The sequence below is a fragment of the Flagellimonas flava genome (assembly GCF_900129665.1).
In the GTDB taxonomy this organism is placed as follows: domain Bacteria; phylum Bacteroidota; class Bacteroidia; order Flavobacteriales; family Flavobacteriaceae; genus Flagellimonas; species Flagellimonas flava.
This window is the reverse complement of sequence record NZ_FQWL01000002.1, coordinates 337,965-361,172: the sequence shown is the minus strand read 5'-3', so window position 1 is coordinate 361,172 and position 23,208 is coordinate 337,965. Positions and strand designations below refer to the sequence as shown.

20 protein-coding genes and 1 pseudogene are annotated in these 23,208 nt (G+C 42.2%); 15 read left to right on the top strand and 6 right to left on the bottom strand.

The features are described 5' to 3' along the window. Positions 1–18: 18 nt before the first annotated feature. Positions 19–2,961, bottom strand: a complete 2,943-nt coding sequence (locus BUC10_RS07415; RefSeq protein WP_073177933.1) for a TonB-dependent receptor — start codon at positions 2,959–2,961, stop codon at positions 19–21. Between the two features lie 181 nt (positions 2,962–3,142). Here BUC10_RS07415 and BUC10_RS07410 point away from each other — a divergent pair, with 181 nt between their 5' ends. Together BUC10_RS07410 and BUC10_RS07405 are read left to right on the top strand one after the other, a co-directional pair. Beyond that, positions 3,143–3,829, top strand: a complete 687-nt coding sequence (locus tag BUC10_RS07410; RefSeq protein ID WP_073177931.1) for a response regulator transcription factor — start codon at positions 3,143–3,145, stop codon at positions 3,827–3,829. Beyond that, a complete protein-coding gene (locus BUC10_RS07405) occupies positions 3,829–4,884 on the top strand; it encodes a sensor histidine kinase (protein WP_073177928.1) in 1,056 nt (351 codons plus the stop codon). The genes BUC10_RS07410 and BUC10_RS07405 overlap by 1 nt, the downstream gene beginning before the upstream one ends. Here the strand turns inward: BUC10_RS07405 and BUC10_RS07400 are convergent. Further along, positions 4,809–5,921 carry a glycosyltransferase gene (locus BUC10_RS07400; RefSeq protein ID WP_073177926.1) on the bottom strand — a complete coding sequence of 371 codons (1,113 nt, stop codon included), beginning with the start codon at positions 5,919–5,921 and terminating at the stop codon, positions 4,809–4,811. The two genes, BUC10_RS07405 and BUC10_RS07400, sit on opposite strands and share 76 nt — an antisense overlap. Before the next feature lie 83 nt (positions 5,922–6,004). Here BUC10_RS07400 and trmB point away from each other — a divergent pair, with 83 nt between their 5' ends. From trmB to BUC10_RS07365, 7 genes are all read left to right on the top strand, one after another. Then, a complete protein-coding gene (gene trmB, locus BUC10_RS07395; protein ID WP_073177924.1) occupies positions 6,005–6,673 on the top strand; it encodes a tRNA (guanosine(46)-N7)-methyltransferase TrmB in 669 nt (222 codons plus the stop codon). A gap of 3 nt (positions 6,674–6,676) precedes the next feature. Then, positions 6,677–7,306: a LysE family transporter gene (locus BUC10_RS07390; RefSeq protein ID WP_073177922.1), complete on the top strand. Its 630-nt coding sequence runs from the start codon at positions 6,677–6,679 to the stop codon at positions 7,304–7,306. Further along, the gene (locus BUC10_RS07385; RefSeq protein WP_073177919.1) at positions 7,307–7,633 is read left to right on the top strand and encodes an MGMT family protein; all 327 of its coding nucleotides are present in this window, start codon (positions 7,307–7,309) and stop codon (positions 7,631–7,633) included. A 141-nt stretch (positions 7,634–7,774) separates the two neighbouring features. Continuing rightward, positions 7,775–8,914 carry an Mrp/NBP35 family ATP-binding protein gene (locus BUC10_RS07380; protein WP_073177917.1) on the top strand — a complete coding sequence of 380 codons (1,140 nt, stop codon included), beginning with the start codon at positions 7,775–7,777 and terminating at the stop codon, positions 8,912–8,914. Between the two features lie 2 nt (positions 8,915–8,916). Next, positions 8,917–9,156, top strand: coding sequence for a NifU family protein (locus BUC10_RS07375; protein ID WP_073178869.1), 240 nt, complete (start codon positions 8,917–8,919; stop codon positions 9,154–9,156). Positions 9,157–9,226: 70 nt separating this feature from the next. Further along, on the top strand, positions 9,227–10,285 hold the full coding sequence (locus BUC10_RS07370; protein WP_073177915.1) for an NAD(P)/FAD-dependent oxidoreductase: 1,059 nt from the start codon (positions 9,227–9,229) through the stop codon (positions 10,283–10,285). Between the two features lie 2 nt (positions 10,286–10,287). Further along, entirely contained in the window at positions 10,288–10,620 is a 333-nt protein-coding gene (locus BUC10_RS07365; protein ID WP_073177913.1) for a 2Fe-2S iron-sulfur cluster-binding protein, read from the top strand. Here BUC10_RS07365 and BUC10_RS07360 read toward each other — a convergent pair. Beyond that, the gene (locus BUC10_RS07360; protein ID WP_073177910.1) at positions 10,617–12,353 is read right to left on the bottom strand and encodes an ABC transporter ATP-binding protein; all 1,737 of its coding nucleotides are present in this window, start codon (positions 12,351–12,353) and stop codon (positions 10,617–10,619) included. The two genes, BUC10_RS07365 and BUC10_RS07360, sit on opposite strands and share 4 nt — an antisense overlap. Positions 12,354–12,481: 128 nt before the next feature. On the opposite strand from BUC10_RS07360, the gene BUC10_RS07355 reads away from it, so the two are divergent. From BUC10_RS07355 to BUC10_RS07340, 4 genes and pseudogenes are all read left to right on the top strand, one after another. Further along, on the top strand, positions 12,482–13,537 hold the full coding sequence (locus tag BUC10_RS07355; protein WP_073177908.1) for a TPM domain-containing protein: 1,056 nt from the start codon (positions 12,482–12,484) through the stop codon (positions 13,535–13,537). A 41-nt stretch (positions 13,538–13,578) separates the two neighbouring features. After that, positions 13,579–13,787: pseudogene (locus BUC10_RS18065) on the top strand (PhnA domain-containing protein). A gap of 5 nt (positions 13,788–13,792) precedes the next feature. Continuing rightward, positions 13,793–15,964 carry an acylase gene (locus BUC10_RS07345; RefSeq protein WP_073177905.1) on the top strand — a complete coding sequence of 724 codons (2,172 nt, stop codon included), beginning with the start codon at positions 13,793–13,795 and terminating at the stop codon, positions 15,962–15,964. A 3-nt stretch (positions 15,965–15,967) separates the two neighbouring features. Beyond that, complete coding sequence (locus BUC10_RS07340) at positions 15,968–16,462, top strand: hypothetical protein (protein ID WP_073177903.1); 495 nt, start codon at positions 15,968–15,970, stop codon at positions 16,460–16,462. Here BUC10_RS07340 and BUC10_RS07335 read toward each other — a convergent pair whose 3' ends face one another. Further along, on the bottom strand, positions 16,463–17,104 hold the full coding sequence (locus BUC10_RS07335; protein ID WP_073178867.1) for a hypothetical protein: 642 nt from the start codon (positions 17,102–17,104) through the stop codon (positions 16,463–16,465). It abuts the gene before it with no gap. Positions 17,105–17,315: 211 nt separating this feature from the next. On the opposite strand from BUC10_RS07335, the gene BUC10_RS07330 reads away from it, so the two are divergent. Next, entirely contained in the window at positions 17,316–18,581 is a 1,266-nt protein-coding gene (locus tag BUC10_RS07330) for an aminotransferase class V-fold PLP-dependent enzyme (RefSeq protein WP_073177900.1), read from the top strand. 6 nt (positions 18,582–18,587) lie between these two features. Here the strand turns inward: BUC10_RS07330 and BUC10_RS07325 are convergent, their stop codons facing one another. Then, complete coding sequence (locus tag BUC10_RS07325; protein ID WP_073177898.1) at positions 18,588–19,484, bottom strand: metallophosphoesterase; 897 nt, start codon at positions 19,482–19,484, stop codon at positions 18,588–18,590. 116 nt (positions 19,485–19,600) lie between these two features. On the opposite strand from BUC10_RS07325, the gene BUC10_RS07320 reads away from it, so the two are divergent. Then, positions 19,601–21,982, top strand: coding sequence for a GAF domain-containing protein (locus BUC10_RS07320; RefSeq protein WP_073177896.1), 2,382 nt, complete (start codon positions 19,601–19,603; stop codon positions 21,980–21,982). Positions 21,983–21,996: 14 nt separating this feature from the next. On the opposite strand, the gene BUC10_RS07315 is transcribed toward BUC10_RS07320, so the two are convergent. Further along, the gene (locus tag BUC10_RS07315; protein ID WP_073177894.1) at positions 21,997–23,187 is read right to left on the bottom strand and encodes a Pycsar system effector family protein; all 1,191 of its coding nucleotides are present in this window, start codon (positions 23,185–23,187) and stop codon (positions 21,997–21,999) included. Positions 23,188–23,208: the final 21 nt, after the last annotated feature.

Below are 23,208 nucleotides of genomic sequence, written 5' to 3'. Positions count from 1 at the left end.
TACCAGTTGAATATTCAATTAAAAATTATAGGTCACACCTAGACTTACCGTACTGCCTAGTTTATAAGATCTTACCGTTTCGGTACGGATAATTCTTTGTGGAGCATTGGCCCCCAAACGTTCATTGATGTCAGTTGAAAAATCCCGAATTTCATTTCGGTTGTCCAAAACACCTTGGGTTCGCTTGATTTCAGGATTCAATAGGTTTTGTCCCGTTAAGGAAAGTTGCCAGTGCTCGCCAAGGTCTTTGCTTAACCTACCGTTTAGCACTACAAACCCATTTTCAACAATGTTGTCGTTATAGGAATAATCATAAATGTTAAACCCTTCGGCACTACCCAAAACAAAAATTTTGTCAGAAGCGTAATTGGCGTTAAGCGATGCTCCAAAAGGATTTTCGCCAGCGGTTTTAAGATTCAAGTTGGTGTTGACAATGAAGTCAGAAGCTCCTTGCAGACCAGTTGAAGTATTGGTTCCAAATCTGAAGAAGTCGGTTGCACTTGCCCCATCGTCGGTTAGAACAAGTTTCAAATCTTGTTCATGGTGCATGAGTGTAGTATTGAAAACTAGGCTTAAATCAAAACCTGAATCGATGTCATTTACTTCGTCATAGGTGGGCTTGATTAGGCTAATTTTGCTCTCCAACTCAATCCCGTAAACTTCAGCTTTTTCACCTGTATTTTCATAAGTCCAAATGCTTTCACCCCCACGCTGTACGGTTCTGTTGATAGGGTCGGTGATATCCTTGTAGAAAACCGCCAGGGAAATCAACTGATCGTTTGTAGGGAAGAATTCCCATTTAAGGTCAAAATTATTGGTGAAAGATGCCGTAAGGTTATCTGCATTACCAGTAACTTCTTGACCAGATGGGGCAACATACCTGAAGGGAGCTATTTCTTTAAATTCTGGTAATGTAATGGTTCTACTTGCTGCAAATCTTAAGGCATGCTTGTCGTTAATGGCATATTTTAAGTTTAAACTTGGATAAACCTTTGAATAATCTTGTTCAGTATCTCCAACAATCCTTGTACCACTGCCACCTACATCATAGCTGACAAATATCTCGTCTTTTTGGAATCTCAATCCTGCGTTTACCCCAAGTTTGTCAAGTTGTACATTGAAATTGGCATATGCGGCCTGCGAAGTATATTCCCCAGTATAAATGTCTTTTGTTTCCCCGTTGGCATTTGAGCTTAACCGAACAACTTGTAAAGAACCATTGGCAAAATTTTGGGTATTTAGTATACCGTTCAAATTATCCAGGCTATTGGTTCTTGTGCTAAACCTGTCCACGCTGTTGGATTCGGTTACCCCTACAAATTCAGAGCTGAAATCACGCTCTTTGTTTCGGTAAAAAACGCCTAATTCGATATCAAACTTTTTGTTAGAACCCCCCTCGGCGTTTTCTTCGTTAATAACACTGATTACATCGTTTATATAACCATTGTATTCGATATCCTCAATCAATTGTGCAGCTTTTCTTTGATTAAAACCACCTTGAGAGTTTAATGCTACCGAGGTTTCTGGTGAGGCGTCAAAGAATACTTGGTTTCTGATTCGGTTAGGTTCATCGGCATTGAGCAAATTATAACCCCCTGCCCAAGTCAATTGATTGTTGTCGGAAAGCTGGTGCTCACCCAAAAGTTGGGTAACCAATAGACTGGTTTGTTTTGTGTTTTGGTCTTTTACAAATTCCAATGGAATTCCAAAACTGCCAAAAGCATCGGTATCATCACTAACTTGAGCCTCCCCATTTCTACCAAACTCCACAACCTCATCCTTTAACGTATTGAGGAAAGTGGTAGTCGATTTTATTTTGTTCTTATCGTTGATATAATAGGTTAAATCGAGTAGGGCCGTATTCGTGATTTCAGATTCATATGTTGTATAATCCGATGCGCCAACCTGAACAAAACCGTACTCCAAAATCTGATAGACACCTTCATTATGTCTAAAGCTCTCATTGTGCGATCCGGTTAGAATGAACGAAAGCTTATTGTCAAAGAGCTTTTTTCCAAAAGTTAGATTCATCCCATAATTCAATGGATTTTCTCTAGTGGCAGGATCCCACGATTGTTCGGTCAATTGTTGGACCAGCGTTCTATCCGACTTATAAAATCCAAAAGTGGTTTCATCATCCAAATTCGGGGAAACCAAAAAATTGTCATTGACTCCATCTTGATATACTGAGGTATTCAAACCACCCGAAACACCGATGCTCAACTCAGAGCTGCCAACCAGTTCCCTTGAAGCTATATCTATGTTACCTGAGGCTTGATCGGCCGAGGTTTTGGCCGAATAGGTTTTGCTAATACTTATATTTTGGATAACTCTGGTAGGAAATAAACCTAGGTTGATGTTTTTTCTATCTACGTTATCAGAAGGGATTGGCAGACCGTTTAATGTTGTTGAAAGATATCTGTCACCTAATCCTCTTACAAAAATATCCCCAGAAGCTTCACTTTCCGTTACACCGGAGATTTTGGTCGTTGCGGTTTTTGCATCAGAAATACCCAAATCGCCGAGTTCCTGTGCCCCAATACTTTCAACAACCGTTACTGCTCTCCTCTGATCTAGAAGAAGAGCGGTTTGGGAATCTTTTCTTGCCACGGTTGTTACAACAACTTCATCCAAAGCCAATCCGGCTGACGCACTCATGGGAACATCAATATTAGTTACCTTGTCCGCAACCACTTCCACGTTAGGAATTTCAATGGTTTCATAACCCAAATAGCTGAATACAACCGTGTAAGTCCCAGGTTCAATTCCAGAGATTTCATAAAGTCCATCAAAGTCGGATGTTGTGCCTTGTGTCGTACCCTTTATCAGTACGTTGGCAAAAGCCAAAGGTTCATCGTTTAATTCTTTGTCGATAAGCTTACCCACGATGCTTCCCGTGGTTGTCTGTGCACTTGTTTGCAATCCTACAAACAGTGTAAAAGTCAATAAAATATATTTCATTAGGTATTTAATCTAGATGGCGCAAAGAAAGACTCGTGCTGTAAAAGCGATGTTACCCGCGTGTTAAGTGTTTATTTAAGAACTGTTACAATAATGTTATCACATTAAATGAATGTTAAGCATTAATGGCGTTATAGTATTATATTTACATTTGGGCGATCAACGTATAAATTACCATCCCATGAAAACGAAGGACATTAAGATTTTGTTGGTGGACGATGAGCCCGATATTCTGGAAATTGTCAGTTATAATCTATCCTCGGAAGGCTACGAGGTTTTTACTGCAAAAAACGGGGTAGAGGGTGTTGCCAAAGCCAAGAAAAAGAACCCACATCTCATCATTTTAGACGTGATGATGCCTGAAATGGATGGAATTGAAGCTTGCGAGGTGATTCGCAATACCCCAGGGTTGGAAAATACCATTATTACTTTTTTGACCGCTAGGGGCGAAGACTATTCCCAGGTGGCCGGTTTTGATGCGGGAGCCGATGACTACATCACCAAACCCATTAAGCCCAAGGTGTTGGTGAGCAAGGTAAAGGCCTTGTTGAGAAGATTGAAGGAGGAAAAGACCGAAGTGGAGGATATTGTAAAGGTGGGTAACATCATTATCAATAGGGAAGAATATAAAATTGTAAACGATGGTGAGGAAATCATTCTTCCCCGAAAAGAGTTTGAACTACTTTCCCTATTGACCTCCAAGCCGAGTAAAGTATTTAAAAGGGAGGTTATATTGGACAAAGTTTGGGGAAATGAAGTTGTTGTTGGAGGAAGAACCATTGATGTCCACATTAGAAAACTACGCGAAAAAATAGGAGACCACCATTTTAAAACCGTTAAGGGCGTAGGGTATAAGTTTGTCTTGTAATGGCCATACAATTAAGGAAGTCCTATAAATTTGCCTTAAGGTCATCCCTGCTGATCACATGTTTTCTTACTATACTCTTTGCTGCTTTTTTGATGCATCAAGAGCAAAGTTTTTGGATTCCAGCCTTGCTGTTTTCCCTTCTCTGCTTTTTGGTTTGTTTTACCATTCTCCAAATACGGGTGGAACGCTTTATCTACAGGAGGGTTAAAAAAATCTACGACGACGTTTCCCTATTGGAATCATCCTCTTTTTCCTCCAAACCTGTTACTACGGACATGAAAACCCTCACTCAGGAGATTGGAAAATTTGCCGAGGACAAGAAAATAGAAATTGATACCCTTAAAATTCGGGAGGAATATAGAAAGGACTTTTTGGGAAATGTTTCCCACGAGTTAAAAACACCTCTGTTTACTGTACAAGGATATATCCTGACCCTGCTTGATGGGGCCATGAACGACAAAAAAATAAGAGAAAAGTACTTGAACAGGGCGAACAAAGGAGTGGAAAGACTCATTTATATCGTCCGGGACCTGGATTTGATCACTAAGCTGGAGGTAGGTGGACTTAAACTGGAACGCGAAGACTTTGATATCATTGAGCTGATCCAAAATGTTTTTGATCTTTTGGAAATGAAGGCCTCAAAAAAGGGCATTGCACTTACGTTCGATATGGAGTACAATCGGCCAATCTATGTCAACGCAGATAGGGAAAAAATTCAGCAAGTAGTAAGTAATCTTTTAGTAAATTCCATTAAGTATGGCCATTCCAATGGAACTACCGAGGTGAGCGTTGAAAACCTGATCAAGAACAAAGTAATCATCCGTGTAACCGATAATGGGGAGGGAATCCCAAAACAACATATTCCAAGATTGTTCGAACGATTTTATCGCGTTGACCAAAGTGGAAGTCGCAAAGAGGGCGGTTCCGGTTTAGGATTGTCCATTGTAAAGCACATTATCGAAGCTCACGATGAAAAAATCTATGTGGAAAGTGAGGAGGATGTGGGTTCAGAGTTCTCTTTTACATTGGAAAAAACCTCAAAAAGTTCTGCATAATCTATCTGGGATTCAAATTTGGTCAGTCCTTTAAATTCGTCAATTCTATTAAGTTGGTTGAGTTCAAACTCATCTTGATTGGAGCACGGAACTAGACACTTTTTTTCCAATCGTTTTGCCAAATATTCCTGTTCGTACTGACCAGGGGTGGGAATAAAAAATGCCTTCTTTTCCAACTTGGCCAAATCCATAACCGTAGTGTATCCCGACCTGCAGAGTATTTTTTCGCTTTGGTTGAGCGCTTCTTGGAGTTGATGTGACTGCATAAAATTGTAGAGGGTTAGGGAACCCTTTTCTCTTTCAATTTCCTCTTGGGTTTGCTCCCTCTCAATCTTCCCTTTCACAAAAAGGATGTTTCCATCAAAATCCAGAAGTTCGTCCAACAACTGTTCCTCCAAGAATGTACGCTGGGGCTCTGGTCCTGAGAGTAGCACCATAAGATTGTATAAAATGGGCTCTTCTTGTTTTTCAAACCGGCTCAAGGGGCCTAAATAAACAATATTGAGCTTGGATTTTTTAAGATGCCCAAGTTTGCCAGTGAGATTGGGCTTACCCTGCACATCTGGAACCCAACAGGCCCTAAATTTTTTAATGACTTTTTGATGCACTTTGGAGCTCATCCAAGTGGTATTTCCGGAAAGTACGTTTAGTTGATGGGTGATAAAAACACAGGGTACTTTTTTGTGATGGACCCCAAGTCTATTGTCGGAAATGATGCCATCCAAATGGTTTTCCTTTACCAGTTTTTTAACTGCTTTTTTTTCCTTGGCGATAGCTTTAATCACTTTTGGAGAATCCCAAATCATTTTGATTTTAAAATTCTTTCCTTTTTCCGCATAGGTGATTTTGTACGACGGCAACTCAAAGGAAGGTAATTCCGGGAACTCTTTTTGAAGCAACGAAAGAGCAACCCCATCCGAAGCAATAAAAGGCTGGTGACCTTCCTTCATAAGAGCTTTTATGATAGGGATGCACCTAGTGGCATGCCCCAACCCCCAATTTAATGGAGCAACTAGAATACGTTTGGAACTTTGCATAAAAGCAAAAAAACGAAACCTGTTTTGCCTTTGGATTTCCTTAGTTTTGCCAAAACATTAAATCTAGACCCAATTCGATTACTGTGGGGAGTAAAAACAAATTAAAACGGTTTAAGGAGAACGAGACTTTTTCCAATGTTGTGCAACCAACTAGGGAAGAAATCATGGAAGGATTTCATTTGAAAGGCGAATGGACTTCGTTTTTTAAGAACGAAAATCCCATTGTACTTGAATTGGGATGTGGCAAAGGGGAGTATACCGTGGGCTTGGCGAAAAGAAATCCAGACAAAAACTATGTTGGAATTGACATCAAAGGGGCTCGATTTTGGCGTGGGGCCAAAACAGCCTTGGAAAAGGATTTGGCCAACGTAGCTTTTCTTCGAACCCAAATAGAACTTGTTGATATGCTCTTTGCAGAAAATGAAGTTGATGAGATTTGGATCACCTTTCCAGACCCCCAAATTAAATTTAAGCGCACCAAACACCGGATGACCAATCCAGAATTCCTGAAAAAGTACAAACACATTCTAAAGCCCAATGGTCTGGTCAACTTAAAGACGGATAGCGAGTTTATGCATGGTTATACTCTGGGATTGTTGCAAGGTTTGGGATTGGAAATCGCATATTCCAATCACGATGTTTACAAAAATGCAGGGAGCCCAGCGGAGGTACTTGAAATCCAGACATTTTATGAAAATCAGTATCTTGAGAAAGGAAAACCAATAACCTACATTCAGTTTAGGGTCCACTAACCAATGACGCACATTCTTATTCTTTTCTTTGCTACATTTTCCGCGGCGTTTATGGCCACCGTGCCACCTGGACTGTTAAATATGAATGCTGCTAAGACCAGCGTTGAAAAAGGCAAACTGAATGGGGTGATCTTCAGTTTAGGGGTGTCATCCATGATTATGGTGCAAGCCTATATCGCCGTGCTAATTTCCAAGTTTCTATATCGGAACCCCGAGGCCATAGATATGCTACTTAAGGCCGCATTACTGGTCTTTGCTTTTTTTGCGATCTACTTTTTTCTAATCGCGAAACGAAACAAGGAGAAGAAGATGGAGGCGGTGAAAATGAGCAAAAAGAACAGCTTTTTTAAAGGAACCCTTTTGGCGGCGCTTAATCTGCTCACCATTCCGTATTATAGTGGTTTGAACGCCATGTGGAACGAAGCTGGTTGGATAAAGTTTGAACTGGCCGATACCATCACTTTTGTATTGGCGGCTGGGAGTGGTACTTTTTCCGTTTTGTACCTCTATACTTTCTATTTCAATAAATTGGAGACCAAGACCAACCGGTTTTCCAAAAACTCCAACTACATTCTCAGTGCACTTATGTTGGTACTATTGGTAATCACCTTATTTCGAATTTTTTACAAATAAATGGAGGAACAAAACTTCTTTGACAAGGTATATGAAGTGGCCAAACAAATCCCGTTTGGTCGGGTAACTTCCTATGGAGCCATCGCCAAATATTTGGGAGCCGCCCGGAGCGCAAGGATGGTAGGTTGGGCCATGAACAATTCCGGAGCCAAGGATGTTCCTGCCCATCGTGTGGTCAACCGTGTTGGAGTGCTTACAGGAAAACAGCATTTTGATGGGACCAACCTCATGCAACAACTTTTGGAAAACGAGGGGATATCGGTAAAGGACAATCAAATTGTAGATTTTCAAAAGTTTTTTTGGGATCCGGGAAAGGAACTGGAATAAAGAAACTAAACGTTTGGAACGAGATAGCGATAGCCTATCCCACCATCTTCATTTTCAATACACAAACTTCTTAATCCAAGTGGCATGGCGTATCTTTGTAATTTAGAATCGGTTTAAACGACTGCAAACAAAATAAGATAGATGAAGCTGAAAAAAGCAGACATACTCAAGGCTTTAGAAAACATTTCTGCACCAGGTGAAGGACAAAATTTAGTGGAAAGCGGTGCGGTGACCAATATTCAGGTTTTTGGTGATGAGGTGGAAGTAGATGTTACCATAAAGAACCCAAGCCTTCAGGCCAAAAAGAAGACCGAGGTAGAGATACTTAAAATCATACATAAGGAGGTCTACGAAAAGGCCAAGATTAAGGTCAACCTCAAAGTGGATGCGCCTGCAAAACCCAAGGTCAACCAAATTAAGGGGAGCCCAATTCCAGGTATCCAAAATATTATTGCGGTAGCTTCAGGGAAAGGCGGAGTTGGAAAATCTACGGTCACGGCCAACTTGGCAGTTACCTTGGCCAAAATGGGCTTTAAAGTTGGGCTTTTGGATACGGATATCTACGGTCCGTCAATGCCCATTATGTTTGATGTGGCGCTGGAAAAGCCGTTATCGGTAAACATCAACGGCAAATCCAAAATGAAGCCCGTAGAAAACTATGGGGTTAAGCTATTGTCGATTGGTTTTTTTACCCAACCCAACCAGGCGGTTATTTGGAGGGGGCCAATGGCATCCAAAGCACTCAATCAAATGATTTTTGATGCCCATTGGGGTGAATTGGACTTTTTGCTTTTAGACCTTCCTCCGGGAACTGGGGATATCCATCTGAGCATTATGCAATCACTGCCGGTTACCGGTGCAGTGGTGGTGAGTACACCTCAGGAGATTGCCTTGGCAGATGCACGCAAGGGGGTTGCAATGTTTCAACAAGAGGCTATAAGTGTTCCCGTTTTGGGCATTGTGGAAAACATGGCCTACTTTACACCAGAAGAGCTGCCTAGCAACAAATATCATATCTTTGGGAAAGATGGCGCCAAAAATTTGGCAGAGAATTTGGAAATACCCTTTCTTGGCGAAATACCATTGGTCCAAAGCATAAGGGAAGCTGGAGATGTGGGAAGACCGGCTGCCATGCAGACGGCAACACCTACGGAAGAAGCGTTTGAGGACCTCACCAAAAACGTGGTTCAGGAATTGGTGCGAAGAAATACTGATTTACCGCCTACAGAGGCAATAAAGATTACAACAATGGCAGGGTGTGCTGCCGTTAAAAAGAAATGAGCATGACATCAGAAGAAATAAAAAGCAATGTGGAGAAGGCACTGGATGAGATAAGACCTTTTCTTCAAAGTGATGGAGGTGACATTTCATTGATTTCCATCGATAACGATAGTTTAGTGAAGGTAAAGCTAGAGGGCAATTGCATTGGGTGCAGTGTAAACCAGATGACCCTAAAAAGTGGGGTGGAAATGACGATTAAGAAGTATGCTCCTCAGATAGAGGAGGTCATTAACGTAAGCTAGACTGACATAAGTCATAATTCCTGTCTACAACAAATCCTAAGTTGCGCAGATATCCAAATACCCTTGTGGAATGATTAAAACCGATATTCTGATTATTGGAGCTGGGCCTACGGGTCTTTTTGCTGTTTTTGAGGCAGGTTTGTTGCAGCTCAAATGCCATTTGATAGATGCATTGCCCCAACCCGGTGGTCAATGTGCAGAGATTTACCCTAAAAAACCAATTTACGATATCCCTGGGTTTCCAGAGGTTTTGGCTGGTGAACTTGTGGATAATCTTATGGAGCAGATAAAACCTTTTCAACCCGGGTTTACACTTGGGGAAAGAGCAGAAACCATTGAAAAATTAGAGGATGACACCTTTTTGGTGACCACCAACAAAGGCACAAAGCATAATGCCCCAATTGTGGCCATAGCAGGTGGACTGGGTAGTTTTGAACCCAGAAAGCCACAACTGGAGAATCTTACTCAATTTGAGGATAGAGGTGTGGCCTATATGATCAAAGAACCGGAGGTGTATCGCAATAAAAAGGTTGTTATAGCCGGAGGAGGGGATTCCGCATTGGATTGGTCAATCTTTCTTGCCAATATAGCCACTGAAGTTACACTAGTGCATCGCCGAAATGAATTTAGGGGAGCCTTGGATTCCGTGGAGAAAGTTCAGGAACTGAAAAATCAAGGGAAAATAAGTTTGATTACTCCCGCTGAGGTAATAGATCTTCAAGGGAAGGAAAAATTGGAAAAGGTTATTGTTAGAAAAACAGACGATTCAAAAGAAATTGATCTGGAAGTGGACAATTTTATACCTCTTTTTGGACTTTCCCCTAAATTGGGGCCCATTGCAGACTGGGGCTTGGAAATTGAGAAGAATGCCATCAAAGTGGACAATACTTTGGATTATCAAACCAATATTCCTGGAATTTATGCCATTGGGGATGTAAATACCTATCCAGGAAAGTTAAAGTTGATTTTGTGCGGGTTCCATGAAGCTACCCTGATGTGCCAAAGTGCCTATCAGCGCATTCACCCAGATAAAAAATATGTAATGAAATACACAACGGTTGGTGGTGTTACAGGGTTTGATGGAAGCAAAAAAGAGGCGCCAAAGGCAGTTGTAAAAAGTATTGAATAGTAATGTCCGATATTAAAATAAAAATCACCGATCGCGATGGCGTTTTACATGAGGTAGATGCCCCAACGGATATGAACATGAATCTGATGGAGGTGGTACGTTCCTATGAGCTGGCTCCCGAAGGGACCATTGGTATCTGTGGAGGGATGGCGATGTGCGCCTCATGCCAATGTTATGTGAAATCCGATCATGAGCTTCCGGAAAAATCAGATGATGAGGACGCTATGCTGGCCGAAGCCTTTTTTGTGGAGGAAAACAGCCGTCTTGGCTGTCAGATTCACATGACCGAAAACCTGGATGGCCTGGAAGTGGAATTGGCTCCGGAAGAAGGTTAAATTCTTGCCTGATAGGTGAACAAGTTGTAATAACGCCCTTGGGCTGCGATAAGTTCGTCATGCGTACCCTGCTCTTTGATGTGCCCCTCTTCAATCACTAGAATTTGATCCGCTTTGCGAATTGTACTCAGACGGTGAGCGATAACAAAGGTAGTTCTGCCTTTGGTCAGCTCCGCCAAACTTTTTTGGATCAATGCCTCGGATTCCGTGTCGAGACTGGATGTGGCCTCATCCAAAATTAGGATCTTAGGGTCCGCAAGAACGGCACGGGCTATCGCAATCCGTTGCCGCTGTCCTCCTGAAAGCTTCACACCGCGTTCTCCTATCAGTGTATCCAATCCTTCCTCAAACCGATCGGTAAACTCATCAACATAGGCAGCTTTAACGGCCTGATTGAGCTGTCTTTCGTTGGCATCAGGCCTAGGGAATAGGATGTTTTCCCGTATGGTTCCTTCAAACAAAAAATCGTCTTGGAGCACTACCCCCAAATGCTGTCGAAAGCTCTTCAGATCAACTTTGGAGAGGTCCTTTCCGTCAATTGTGATCATACCAGAGTCCGGATTCAGAAAACTGGCGGCCAACCCGGCGATTGTGGATTTTCCAGAACCGGAGCTGCCCACCAAGGCGATGACTTCGCCCGATTTCACGTCAAAACTAATATTGTGCAATACCTCCTTATCTTCCTCATAAGAAAAGGAGACCTTGGAAAATCGCATATTGCCAACGATAGTGTCCAGCTGTAAAGTCCTTTCTCCGACCTGTGACTCCTCCTCCATATTCATAAGTTCCTCCGTACGATCTAATCCTGCCAAGGCTTCGGTCAATTGACTCCCAATATTGCTCATCTGCACAATTGGTGCGATCATAAGTCCAAGCAACACGGTGAATTCAACAAATTGCCCAATTGTAAGTGCTCCCTCAATAATCTTATAACCTCCAAAACCCATTACACTAGTTGTGGCCACCCCCAATAAGAAAGTGGAAGAACTGGTCATAAACGCGGTTGTGGTCAAACTCTTTTTTACATTTTGGTACAAACGATCGACACCGCCTTCAAAAACTTCCTTTTCTTGCTGTTCAGCATTGAACCCCTTGATCACCCGTATACCTCCCAAGGTTTCGGTCAGCCTTCCTTTGACTTCCGCATTTATTTTCCCTCGATCTCTAAAAATTGGACGGATGATCTTAAAAGCTTTTAAGGCGATTATGGCAAAAATGATAAGGGGAATGAACGTAAACAGGGTCATGAATACATCAATATCCAATAAAAGAATCAGTGAAACCACTGCTGTAATTACACCTCCAACCAACTGGACTAACCCCGTTCCGACCAAGTTCCGAACACCTTCCACATCAGACATGATTCGGGAAACCAGTGCCCCGGATTTGGTATTGTCAAAGAACCGAATGGGAAGTGCGAGTACTTTTTTCTGCACCTGTGCCCTAAGCTCCGAAATCAGATATTGAGCCTGAACACTTAAGATCCTGGTGAGTAAAAAAGAGGTGACGGCCTGGACAAAAATGGCCAACATTACACCTCCTACCAGGTATTTGAGCATGTCCAAATCCTTGTTGACAATGACATCATCAATCAGGTATTTGGAAGCAATTGGCGCAACAAAACTGGCAGACTTGCTTACGGCAATGAGTAACAAACCTATAAATACCAACTTTCGTTTTGGCCAAATAATAGTTTTAAATGCCGTTAGGATACTCACCTTTTTTTCAGCCATGGGATAATTTAAAAGGAATGTGCAATTTACTTCAAATTAATAGAGTAAGGAGAGCTGCGGAAAAGATTGGTGAGAAATTAACTTAACCACCCAACTTGTGTATATTTAGGTGTTTTTCATCCAGCATCATGCTCAGAACGATAACTGTTTTCGCCTTACTTTTGATGGCCTTGCATGGCATCGCCCAGAAGTCTTATCCGCAGTTGGGCTACATCGTAACGGACAATGCCGGGATTTTTACAGAGGAACAATTGATCGGGTTAAGATCCAAACTGACGTCCTTTGAGACGGAAACTTCCAACCAACTTGTGGTACTTACCATTAATAACCTGGGGAATGAGACCATTGAGACCTACGCCAACAGAACCTTCAATCAAAATAAACTGGGCCAAAAAGGGAAAGACAATGGTGTCCTGGTGGTTTTTGCCAAGAATGATCGCGAAGTGAGGATTGAAGTGGGTTACGGCCTTGAACCCTACATAACCGATGCAGTGGCCTCTAGAATCATCCGAAATACCATGATTCCCAATTTTAAGGATGGGCGTTACTTTGAGGGAATAGATCAAGCTGCCGACCAAATTATTGCATTTTTGACCCATCCGGAGGCATTGGAAGAGTTTAAACAGGAAATCGAGTCGGAAGAAGAAGGAATAGATGGGCCGGTCCGAATTTTCATGTCTCTTTTTCTTATGATTTTTATTAGCGCCGGAGGTTTTATCTTCTACAAAAGTTACTCTGGTATTATAGAAATGTTCCGAGGGATGCTCATTGGTAAACTAGGATTGCTTCAGGGTTTCTTTATGGTGATTTTTGGCATGATTCCTACCATGTTTTCGCTGGTTTTTATATTGATGCCGTTGTTTTTCGTGACCATGATTTTTGATTTGGGCATTAAAATAGAGGATTATGAAAAATTGTTGGAAAGTAATTCCTGGTTGTATTGGGTTATTGGAGGTTTCTTCACAATTACGTTGCTTCTTGCAACACTAAAAATTATGATCAAGGGGAAGGAAGACTTCAAACTGTCGTTGTATAAAAACGATAAAAAGTATATGAGAAAGACCTTCTCCTCTTCAGGAACACATTCATTTGCATCTGGTTCAGGGTCTTCCTCTGGTAGTTCAAGCAGTTTTTCCGGTGGGGGCGGGAGCTCTGGTGGTGGCGGGTCCAGCGGGAGTTGGTAAATCGATTTGATTTCCTGTATTTTCACCATTAAATTGAAACAATGGACACCAAGGACAGCAACGGGAATATTTTGGAAAATGGCGACAACGTGCATGTCACCAAAGACTTAAAGATTAAAGGGATGTCAAAAACCTTGAAGCGCGGAATCTTATTAAGAATATTCGGTTGACCAACAGCACCCAGGAGGTGGAATGTAGGATTGGTAAATCCCATATAGTGTTGAAAACCCAGTTTTTAAAAAAAGCATAGCAATTATGAGAGTAATATTAGGATTGTTCGTGTTGGTAGCGTTCTCATGCGCCCAGCAGCCCCAGACGGAAATCGAAAAATGGGAGGCGCAAGCTGAAAACATAACGATTATCCGAGACGATTTTGGAGTACCCCATATTTATGGCAAAACGGATGCTGATGCCGTTTTCGGGTTGTTGTATGCCCAGTGCGAGGACGATTTTAATCGGGTGGAGCAGAACTATATTTGGGCAACGGGCCGTTTGGCAGAGGTGGAAGGTGAAGGGGCTTTGTATAGTGACCTGCGAGCTCGACTCTTCATGAATGAGGAGGAGGCCAAATCCAATTATGAAAAAAGCCCAGATTGGTTAAAGGATTTATGCAACGCTTTTGCAGATGGGGTTAACTATTACCTACACACCCATCCAGAGGTGAAACCGAGACTATTGACCCGATTCGAACCCTGGATGCCCATGTATTTTAGCGAAGGGTCTATAGGAGGCGACATTGAACGCATTTCCATCGAGAAGATAAAGGCCTTTTATGAAAGTGGAATGGAACTTCCAAAAATGGAAGCGCTTGAGCTTAAAAAAGAAGCAGAGATGGCCGAGCCGCAGGGGTCTAATGGTATCGCTATTTCTGGAGAATTGACAACATCCGGCAATACCATGCTATTGATCAATCCACATACCTCCTTTTACTTTAGGGGCGAGGTACACGTGGTAAGCGAGGAGGGACTCAATGCATACGGAGCGGTAACGTGGGGCCAATTTTTTGTCTACCAAGGCTTTAATGAAAGAACGGGCTGGATGCATACCTCCACCTATACCGATGTGTTGGACGAATTCAAGGAAACGGTGGTTGAAAATGATGGTAATTTATTTTACCAATATGGGGAGGAGCTAAGGCCTGTCGATAAATCCGAAGTTACTTTAAAATACAAGGAGGGTACCGAAATCAAGGAGAAAACCTTTCCCTTGTACCATACCCATCATGGGCCAATTACGTATGCGGTAGATGGGCAGTGGACAGCCTCTGCCATGATGTGGGAACCGGTTAAGGCCTTGGAGCAGTCTTTCATTAGAACCAAACAAGATGGTTATGCCGGATTCCGAAAAATGATGGATATGCGGACCAACTCCAGTAACAATACGGTCTATGCGGATGCGGAAGGAAATATCGCCTATTTTCATGGCAACTTCATTCCAAAACGGGATACCATATTTGACTATACCCAGCCCGTGGATGGAAGCAACCCCAAAACCGACTGGCAAGGGCTCCACACTGTAGATGAGAACATTTTGGTACTGAACCCTAAAAACGGATGGGTACAGAACTGCAATTCGACCCCTTATACGGCAGCCTTGGAAAGTAGCCCAAAACGGCAAGACTACTCCAGATACATGTCTCGAGACCAAGAGAATTTCAGAGGCGTTCACGCCATTGAATTGTTAAAGGATAAAAGTGGATATACCCTTGACAGTTTGATTCAGTTGGCCCATGACACCTATCTACCAGCCTTTGAGGCCCTTATTCCAGGTTTGGTAAGGGCTTATGATACCGAACCAAGGCCTGGGTTGAGCGAACCGATCGAGTTATTGCGAAATTGGGATTTTAGAACTTCCAAAATCTCCGAGGCAATGACCTTGGCGCACTATTATGGAACTAGATGTTATCAAAAAGCAGAAAGGCCGGAAGGATTGTATGCGATGCAACTGGTACAGTATTGGGGGAATGGCTCTTCCAATACTGAAAAATTGAGCTTGTTCCAAGAAACCATTGAGCAATTGGAAAATGATTTTGGCACATGGAAAATACCTTGGGGAGATGTTAATAGATACCAACGTTTAAATGGTGCTATCCGACAGCCTTTTGATGATGCGCAACCCAGTATTCCCATCGGTTTTGCCAGTGGACGGTGGGGCGCATTGGCGGCTTATGGTGCGCGGTACGACAATGGCACCAAAAAAATCTATGGGACACGGGGCAATAGCTTTGTGGCAGCTGTAGAATTTGGGGAAAAGGTAAAGGCCAAGACGATTCTTGCAGGTGGGCAGAGCGGCAACCCAAACTCACCCCATTTTGATGATCAAATTCAGATGTATGCCGATGTAGAATGGAAAGATGCAGCTTTTTACAAAGCGGACGTTTTGGCAAGGGCGGTTAGTTCGTATCACCCAGGTGAAAATAATGAATAGAAAATGAGAGGATTTTTAGGCCTACTTACGATTTTACTATTCCTTTCCTGTGCCAACGAACCCAAAGAGATTGATTTGTCGGAACTTAACCCAACACTAAGGGCGCATTCTGATGAAATTATTTCTGATTTTGTCCAATTGGCTTCCCAAGACAGGCTGCACGAGTTTAGGGAGAAAGGTTATGTTACCCCCATGGTCCATATGGGAATAACTCATGGCAACGGCATTTATAGCATGGCTCCTTATCAAATCCGTGAAGAATTGGGGACAAATATCAAGGTGAAACTTATTCAGGTATTGGATAAAGGCCTGGTGTACACATTTAATTATAAGATAGCATCTGAGTTATCCTCCAATGGAGAAAAACAATTTGCCATTGATATCAATAAGGACAACGGCCTGGCCAAAATTTATTTCTTTATTAAGAACGAAGGGGAATTTGATACAGAGAATAGATGGATCAATCTATTTTCTAAGGAGGTGTTTTTAAGAAAATGATTACTCAGCTTCTTTGATTACGATAAGGCTCGCCTTGGAACCAGTAGATAAATTCCATCGATTATTATGGATTACCTGTCCTTTATCATCAGCCACTACCACTTGAGCAGTATTGGGGCCGGATGAACCTTGGTTGAGCGCCTCAAAATCCAACCGGTTGAATCCTTGTATAAGATCAATGTTTATGCCTTTAAAAGTGCCGGACAGAAGTATATTGTGTTCCACAACTTCTCCATTTAGATATATTCGAACGCGATCACCATCCACGTATTCGTGATCTCGACATACGATACCAACAAATTTTGCTGTGGTCTTTACATCACCCAAATATTGGTCGCCATAATGCTCTTTGGAACCCTTTTTCTCTTTTTCCCCAATTTTTGGATCTAGCTTAAGGTCGTGTCCAGCCTGGACCAGCTCACGGTCAGGAAGCATTTTAACTCCCGGCTTATTGTTTTTGGAAATTAAGTTCTCATCTAATACAGAGGGCATTCTAAGTAATGTGCCCTGGTTGCTGGATTTAATATCCAAGTTGTTTCGCTCCCCAATCTGCAATGGTCGGGTAGTTGGGATGTCTCCTTGGGCTTGGACCGAGGTAAGTCCCAAAGCGAACAACAAAAGAAAAAAAACAAGTTTTTTCATAGCAACTTGGTCGATAACTTTTCTTAAAGTTAACAAATACCTTGCCATATGACTGATAAATAGCTGTTAAAAGTATTTTTATTTCGATGTAAGAATCCTTTCGTGCCTGGAACGCTCGCTTTGGGCTCAAAATTCCCTTTCTGATTAGCTTTGAAAATCGTAAATTGACTCAAATACAATAGGTTAGAACTAGCCGCTTTGTAATGGAATTATGGAAAAAAGACATTTTTTAAAACAATTGGGAGGTGCCGCCCTAGCCACACCTTTTATTCCATGGCAGATGAGTGCCAGAGATAAGGCCTCCCCTAAGAATCCATATCCACTCGGGTTTGGAACAGATTTTTGGGAACGAATAAGGGAGGACTTTAGACTAAAGCCAGACTATGTTAATTTGGAAAACGGTTACTATTGCATTACCCCTAGCCCCATCATGGAAAAATTATGGGAACATACCCAAATGGTCAACTATGAAGGGTCTTACTACATGCGAACCGAACAATGGGAAAATAAGAAAAAGGTCACGGCAAGATTGGCCAAGTTTGTTGGGTGCGCTCCAGAAACCCTTGTTATCACCAGGAATGCAACGGAATCCTTGGATTTGATCATAGGCGGCTATCCTTGGAAAGAAGGGGATGAGGCTATTTTTGCTGTTCAGGATTACGGGTCCATGCGAGATCACTTTTATATGATTCGAGATCGTTATGGAGTGGTTTGCAAGGAAGTTTCTGTTCCACTTAACCCCAAATCTGATGAGGAGATAGTGAAACTTTATGAATCGCAAATCACACCACAGACCAAACTCTTGATGGTTTGCCATATGATCAATATTACCGGCCATATACTGCCAGTGCGCAAAATTTGCGATATGGCTCACAGTTATGGGGTGGAGGTAATGGTGGATGGGGCCCATGCCGTAGGGCATATCCAAGTAAATATCGATGAACTTAATTGCGATTACTATGGATCAAGCCTACATAAGTGGTTGAATGCCCCATTGGGCGTAGGTCTTTTGCAAGTAGCTTCCCGTCATATATCCAAGATTTGGCCTTTGATGGCGGAACACGGCAAGGAACCCAAGGATATCCTTAGGCTTAACCATACTGGGACCAATCCTGTCCATATCTACCTTGCCATAAATGATGCCATGGATTATCTGGAACGCATCGGGATGGAACGAAAAGAGGAACGATTGCGATACCTGCAGCGGTATTGGAGCGATACTCTTAGGAAGGTCCCAAATATTACTGTCAACACCCCTCAAGATTTACATAGAAGCTGTGGTATTGCCAATGTGGGCATTGCCAATATGAAACCAGCAGACCTGGCCAGGACCCTATTAGATGAGTTTAAAATTTGGACGGTGGCCATTGACGAATCCAATGTACATGGTTGCAGGATAACACCTAACATATATACCACTACCGAGGAGCTGGACATTTTTATTGATGCTATGAAGGTATTAGCCAAAAGGATGTGAAATACATCAATCGGTAATGTAATCTACCAATTTTTCTGGACCTTCCAGTAAAATTCTTACGATTTGCAACGTACCATCGGTCTTTGTGGCTATCTGCCATTTGATCAGGGAAATCTTTCCGTTTTCAAGCTCTAGGCCCGTTATGCTTCGCGGATGTACACAGCTGCCATCATTGAAAAAGGGAATCTGTCCAGGTTCCGGAAACCTGGGCCTATGCGTATGACCCGCAATGGTGATTCTAAGGTTGTTCTTCAAAATCCACTTTTTGATTCGTTTTTCAATCCGAATCAGTTCCTTATAATTTTTTGCCGGACTTGTGGGGTCTGCAATCCCAACAACTTGTAGGGGTTTCCAAAGGATTCGGACCAAAAACCTGCCAATACGCCAGCATACATAGTTCCACCAATCTGCCTGGTGCCCATGTGTGCAAAAAAGTTCTTGACCCGTTTGTTGGTGCTTCAGAACAAGCGCCTCGTTGTAGTTAATACCTTGGAAAAGCTCCTTATCCGAGTCATCGATGGGCTCAAAATAGCTGGAAAGATGTTTATCCACATAGGACTTCTGCCTGTACACCATATCATGGTTGCCCCAAACCATATGCAGTCTGTTTTCCAAATGGAACTGCCGCAACAGCTGGTAAACGTTTTTATGGGCCTCAAAGATGGCTTCGAAATTCAGGTTTTCCCAAAGCTCATCCCCATCTCCCAGTTCGCAATACTGAAAACCTTCTCGATAATAGTGGTTAAGGGCGTGGAAATAGATGTTTCTATTGTTCGCAAAGTCGTCGGCAAAACTGTTGTCCCCTCTATGGCAATCGCTAAAAAAGATGAACTTGGAAGTGTCATCAAATGCAAGCTGCTTGGCATTTTTATAGGCCCGATCTAGTCTGAAGTTGGAGGACATGGAACAAATTTTCTTAAATATCTTAAAATTGGCGACAAATACATAAAGATTCCCTTAACAAGGTCCCATTTTTTCTTTTTGTAACTTTACTCGCTAAAACTCGACTAAATAGGCGTATGAAGGAGAACTACAATGCAGATAGCCCAATGCTTCAATTGGTAAGTTTTAACAAACTTTTGGAGCATTATGATGCGCAGCTGAAAAGCAAGGATAAGTATCTGGCGGACAGGGCCAAATATATCCTTGATGCCCAAGCACCCTATCCTGAACTTCGGGAAGGCTTCAGCGATGTGTCTTTATTGGACAAACACAAAGATGTAATAAGCCTAATACTTGCAGATACGTTTGCATCTGTCCTTACCCAAAATGAGATAAAAACGGCAACAACGCCATTTGAAAACATTGTTTTCAATTCATCTGAAAGATTCAGGAAGATATTGAAGGATGCAGGAGAAGGATTTGAACTTGAAATCCGGAACCTGCCAATGGACGTGAACTACATAATGAAATGTACGGTGGTCCTAGCATTCCATTATGGGTTTAACTTGGATTTTAGGAGACCTCTGTTCTATGATATTCCCGATGCCAACGGCGTAATGCGGCATTACAGGATACTGTACAATGCGGATTTCATGGAGATAATTCCGACTGAAAAATCCAAGGAGCTTACTCAGGCCGATGTTGACGAATTGCTGGAAAATTTTGACAATATTGAACTTTGGAAAGAAAAGATTCCGCCCGGAAGCTTTGTTTCAAAAGGTTTCGTCATTTCCAATATGTTTGATGTAACCGCCGAGCATTCCATTTCTGATATCAAATCGACCTTAATTGGAAACAACAAGCGAGGTGATGAGGATTTCATGGATAGTTTTCAGGATACCTTTAGATCGCTTTTTAATTTGAAGGAAATTAATGTCGGGTTTACCGGATACGATTCCAAGGCCAATAAGTTCCTTAAGATATATGGGAAAGGCATTGAGAGTTACATCTTAAAAGGCAAGGATATGGAACCCTGTGATAATATGCTTTGTGGGTATTCGCACAGCAAATTATTGGGAGATAGTACCTACTTCGCCATTCCCAATGTGGAGAAATACTTTGAAAAATCAGGCGGGGAACAACAACCGTATAAAAACCTGCATGAGCAGGGTATAAAAAGTGCCATCTTGGCGCCCATAGCGGATAATGGCAATTTGTTGGGAGTATTGGAGCTTGTATCAAATACGGTCAACGAACTCAACAGCGTCAATGCCAACAAATTGGACGATGTAATGCCTTTCATTGTTTCCGCGGTGATACGATCTATCGAGGAAGAAGAAAATCTCGTGGACGCTATTATTCAGCACGAATGTACTACTGTGCACTCTTCGGTATACTGGAAGTTCCAGGAAGAGGCCAAGCGATTTATGGCAGATGAGCTGGTTGGTAATCAACCCGTCTTTAAAGAGGTGGTGTTCAAGGACGTCTACCCACTTTATGGCCAAGTGGATATCAAGGATTCATCAAAAGAGCGGAACCTTTCCATTCAGAAAGACCTGATGATCCAGCTATCAGAAATCAACAATGTGCTGGAAGTGGCCTTCAAAACCTATAAACTACCTATTTACGAGGAGTTGATGTTCAGAGTAAACACCTATCTGGATGAGGTTAAGGAAGCCCTGTACACCCATACGGAGCAGGCTATATTTGACTTTGTGAAAGAAGAGGTGAATCCTGTTTTCAAACACCTAAAGGAAGAAAACAAGGAGCTTGAACCGTATATTGCCAAATATGAGGCCCAGATTGATGAGGAAACGGAGTCCTATTACGATCATCGCCGCAATTATGATGACAGTGTTATGGAAGCCAATATGCAGCTGGCCGCACTGCTGGATAAGAAGCAGTTGGAGGCGCAGGAAATGTTTCCCCATTATTTTGAGCGCTACAAGACCGATGGGGTGGAGCACAATATGTACATAGGCAGTTCCATTGCCAATGACCGAAAGTTCGATGAACTCTATCTCAGCAACTTAAGATTGTGGCAATTGCAGGTCATGTGCGACATGGAGAACAGGTATTACGCCTTAAAGCCAAACTTGCCCGTTAAGTTGGATGTTGCCTCTTTGATGTTGGTATACAGTACCTCTCTATCCATCCGTTTTAGAATGGATGAAAAGCGATTTGATGTGGACGGAACCTACAATGCGCGTTACGAAATCATCAAAAAACGCATTGACAAATCCTATATCAAGGGTACCAATGAACGTCTAACGCAAAAAGGGAAGTTGGCCATCGTTTATAGCCAAAGAAAGGATGAGAAAGAGTATATGCGCTACATCAAGTTCCTGAAAGCCAAAGGTTACTTCACCAACAATATTGAAATTGTAGAATTGGAGGGCTTACAGGGTGTAACGGGTTTGAAAGCAATTAGGGCAGAAATTTTATACACCAAGGACAAGGATGCCAAATCCGAGAGGACCTATACGTACGAGGATTTAATGGAAGAACTTAAGTCCTAAAAACCCAAAGTTTTTCAGATTCTATCCGTTCCGCCAAAAAAGTGGAATGAGATTGCAAAGGCGATAACAGAAATCACAATACCAATGATAAAGATCGTATAGGTTGACCTTAGTATTTTATACTTTCTGTTCAGGACCAATCCCAAGAAATAAAGATCCTTGGTCAGGGAGGAGTATATATACTCCTTGTCCTTTACCAGTTCTTGAATGGCCCATTCATAATCTGCAAGGCTCATCTTGTGAAAATTTCCAAAGAACAACAGATTGACTTTTTTATCCTCCACATCCTTTTTGGTAAACTGTCCGCTGGTTACATTGGGTCGCGTTGCCAAAACGGCCAAAATCATCGATACTACGCTAAAGGTGATAAAAATTCCAGTGGGAACAATAAGATAGGCATTGGAGGGATTGTCCAACTTGGGAATAAGATTGGATAGTGCTACCGAAATGATAATGGCGTTGACCGAAAGCAGGATATTGGCCTTGGTGTCGGCAATGTCACTTAGGGTAAGATGGTTCTTTAAGGTTACCCGAAAAAGGGTCTGAATGCCCCGATCTGGGCTTTCACTCTTATACTTCGCCTTGAGGGCCTCTTTTTTGGCAATTTCCTTTTCGGTCTTCTTCTCCTTTACCAGTTGTTTCAGGTTTCTTTCCTTGCCTTCTTCCCAATTTTCCTTTGCGTATTCCGTATAGAACTGATGTTCGTTACGGAACATTTTAATGTTGATGTCGCGCCACTCCTTTCCTGAATAATCTGCGAGCCCCAATTCCCTTAGTTCTTCCTTTAAGAAATCCGTAGTTTCCCAATAGCTCTTTTTAGCAAAATGCGAAGCATCAGCGTCCCTTATGATCTCTTCATGCAAATTTGAAGGTTCATGGTACCTTTTAGTGGCCATGATCCAAGCGCAGATTTGGGTCAAATCTTCAGGGTTGTATTTGTGTTCTTTAAGAAACTGGGATACGATTGCACAACTGGTTTCTTCATGATTTTGAGTTCCCTTGGTGTAACCTGTATCATGAAACCAGGCGGCCAGCAACAGCTTTTCATTTTCGGTATCGCCCAAATTGTAAAAATTGAGCAATTCTTTAGTACTTTTAACTACACGCTGGGTATGGCGCAAATTGTGATATTGGAACCTTGGGTCAAGTTGGTTTTCCAAAAGTTCGGTGACAAACGATTCAGCTTTTGCAACAATTTCCGACATAACAGTTGTTTGAACAATCCA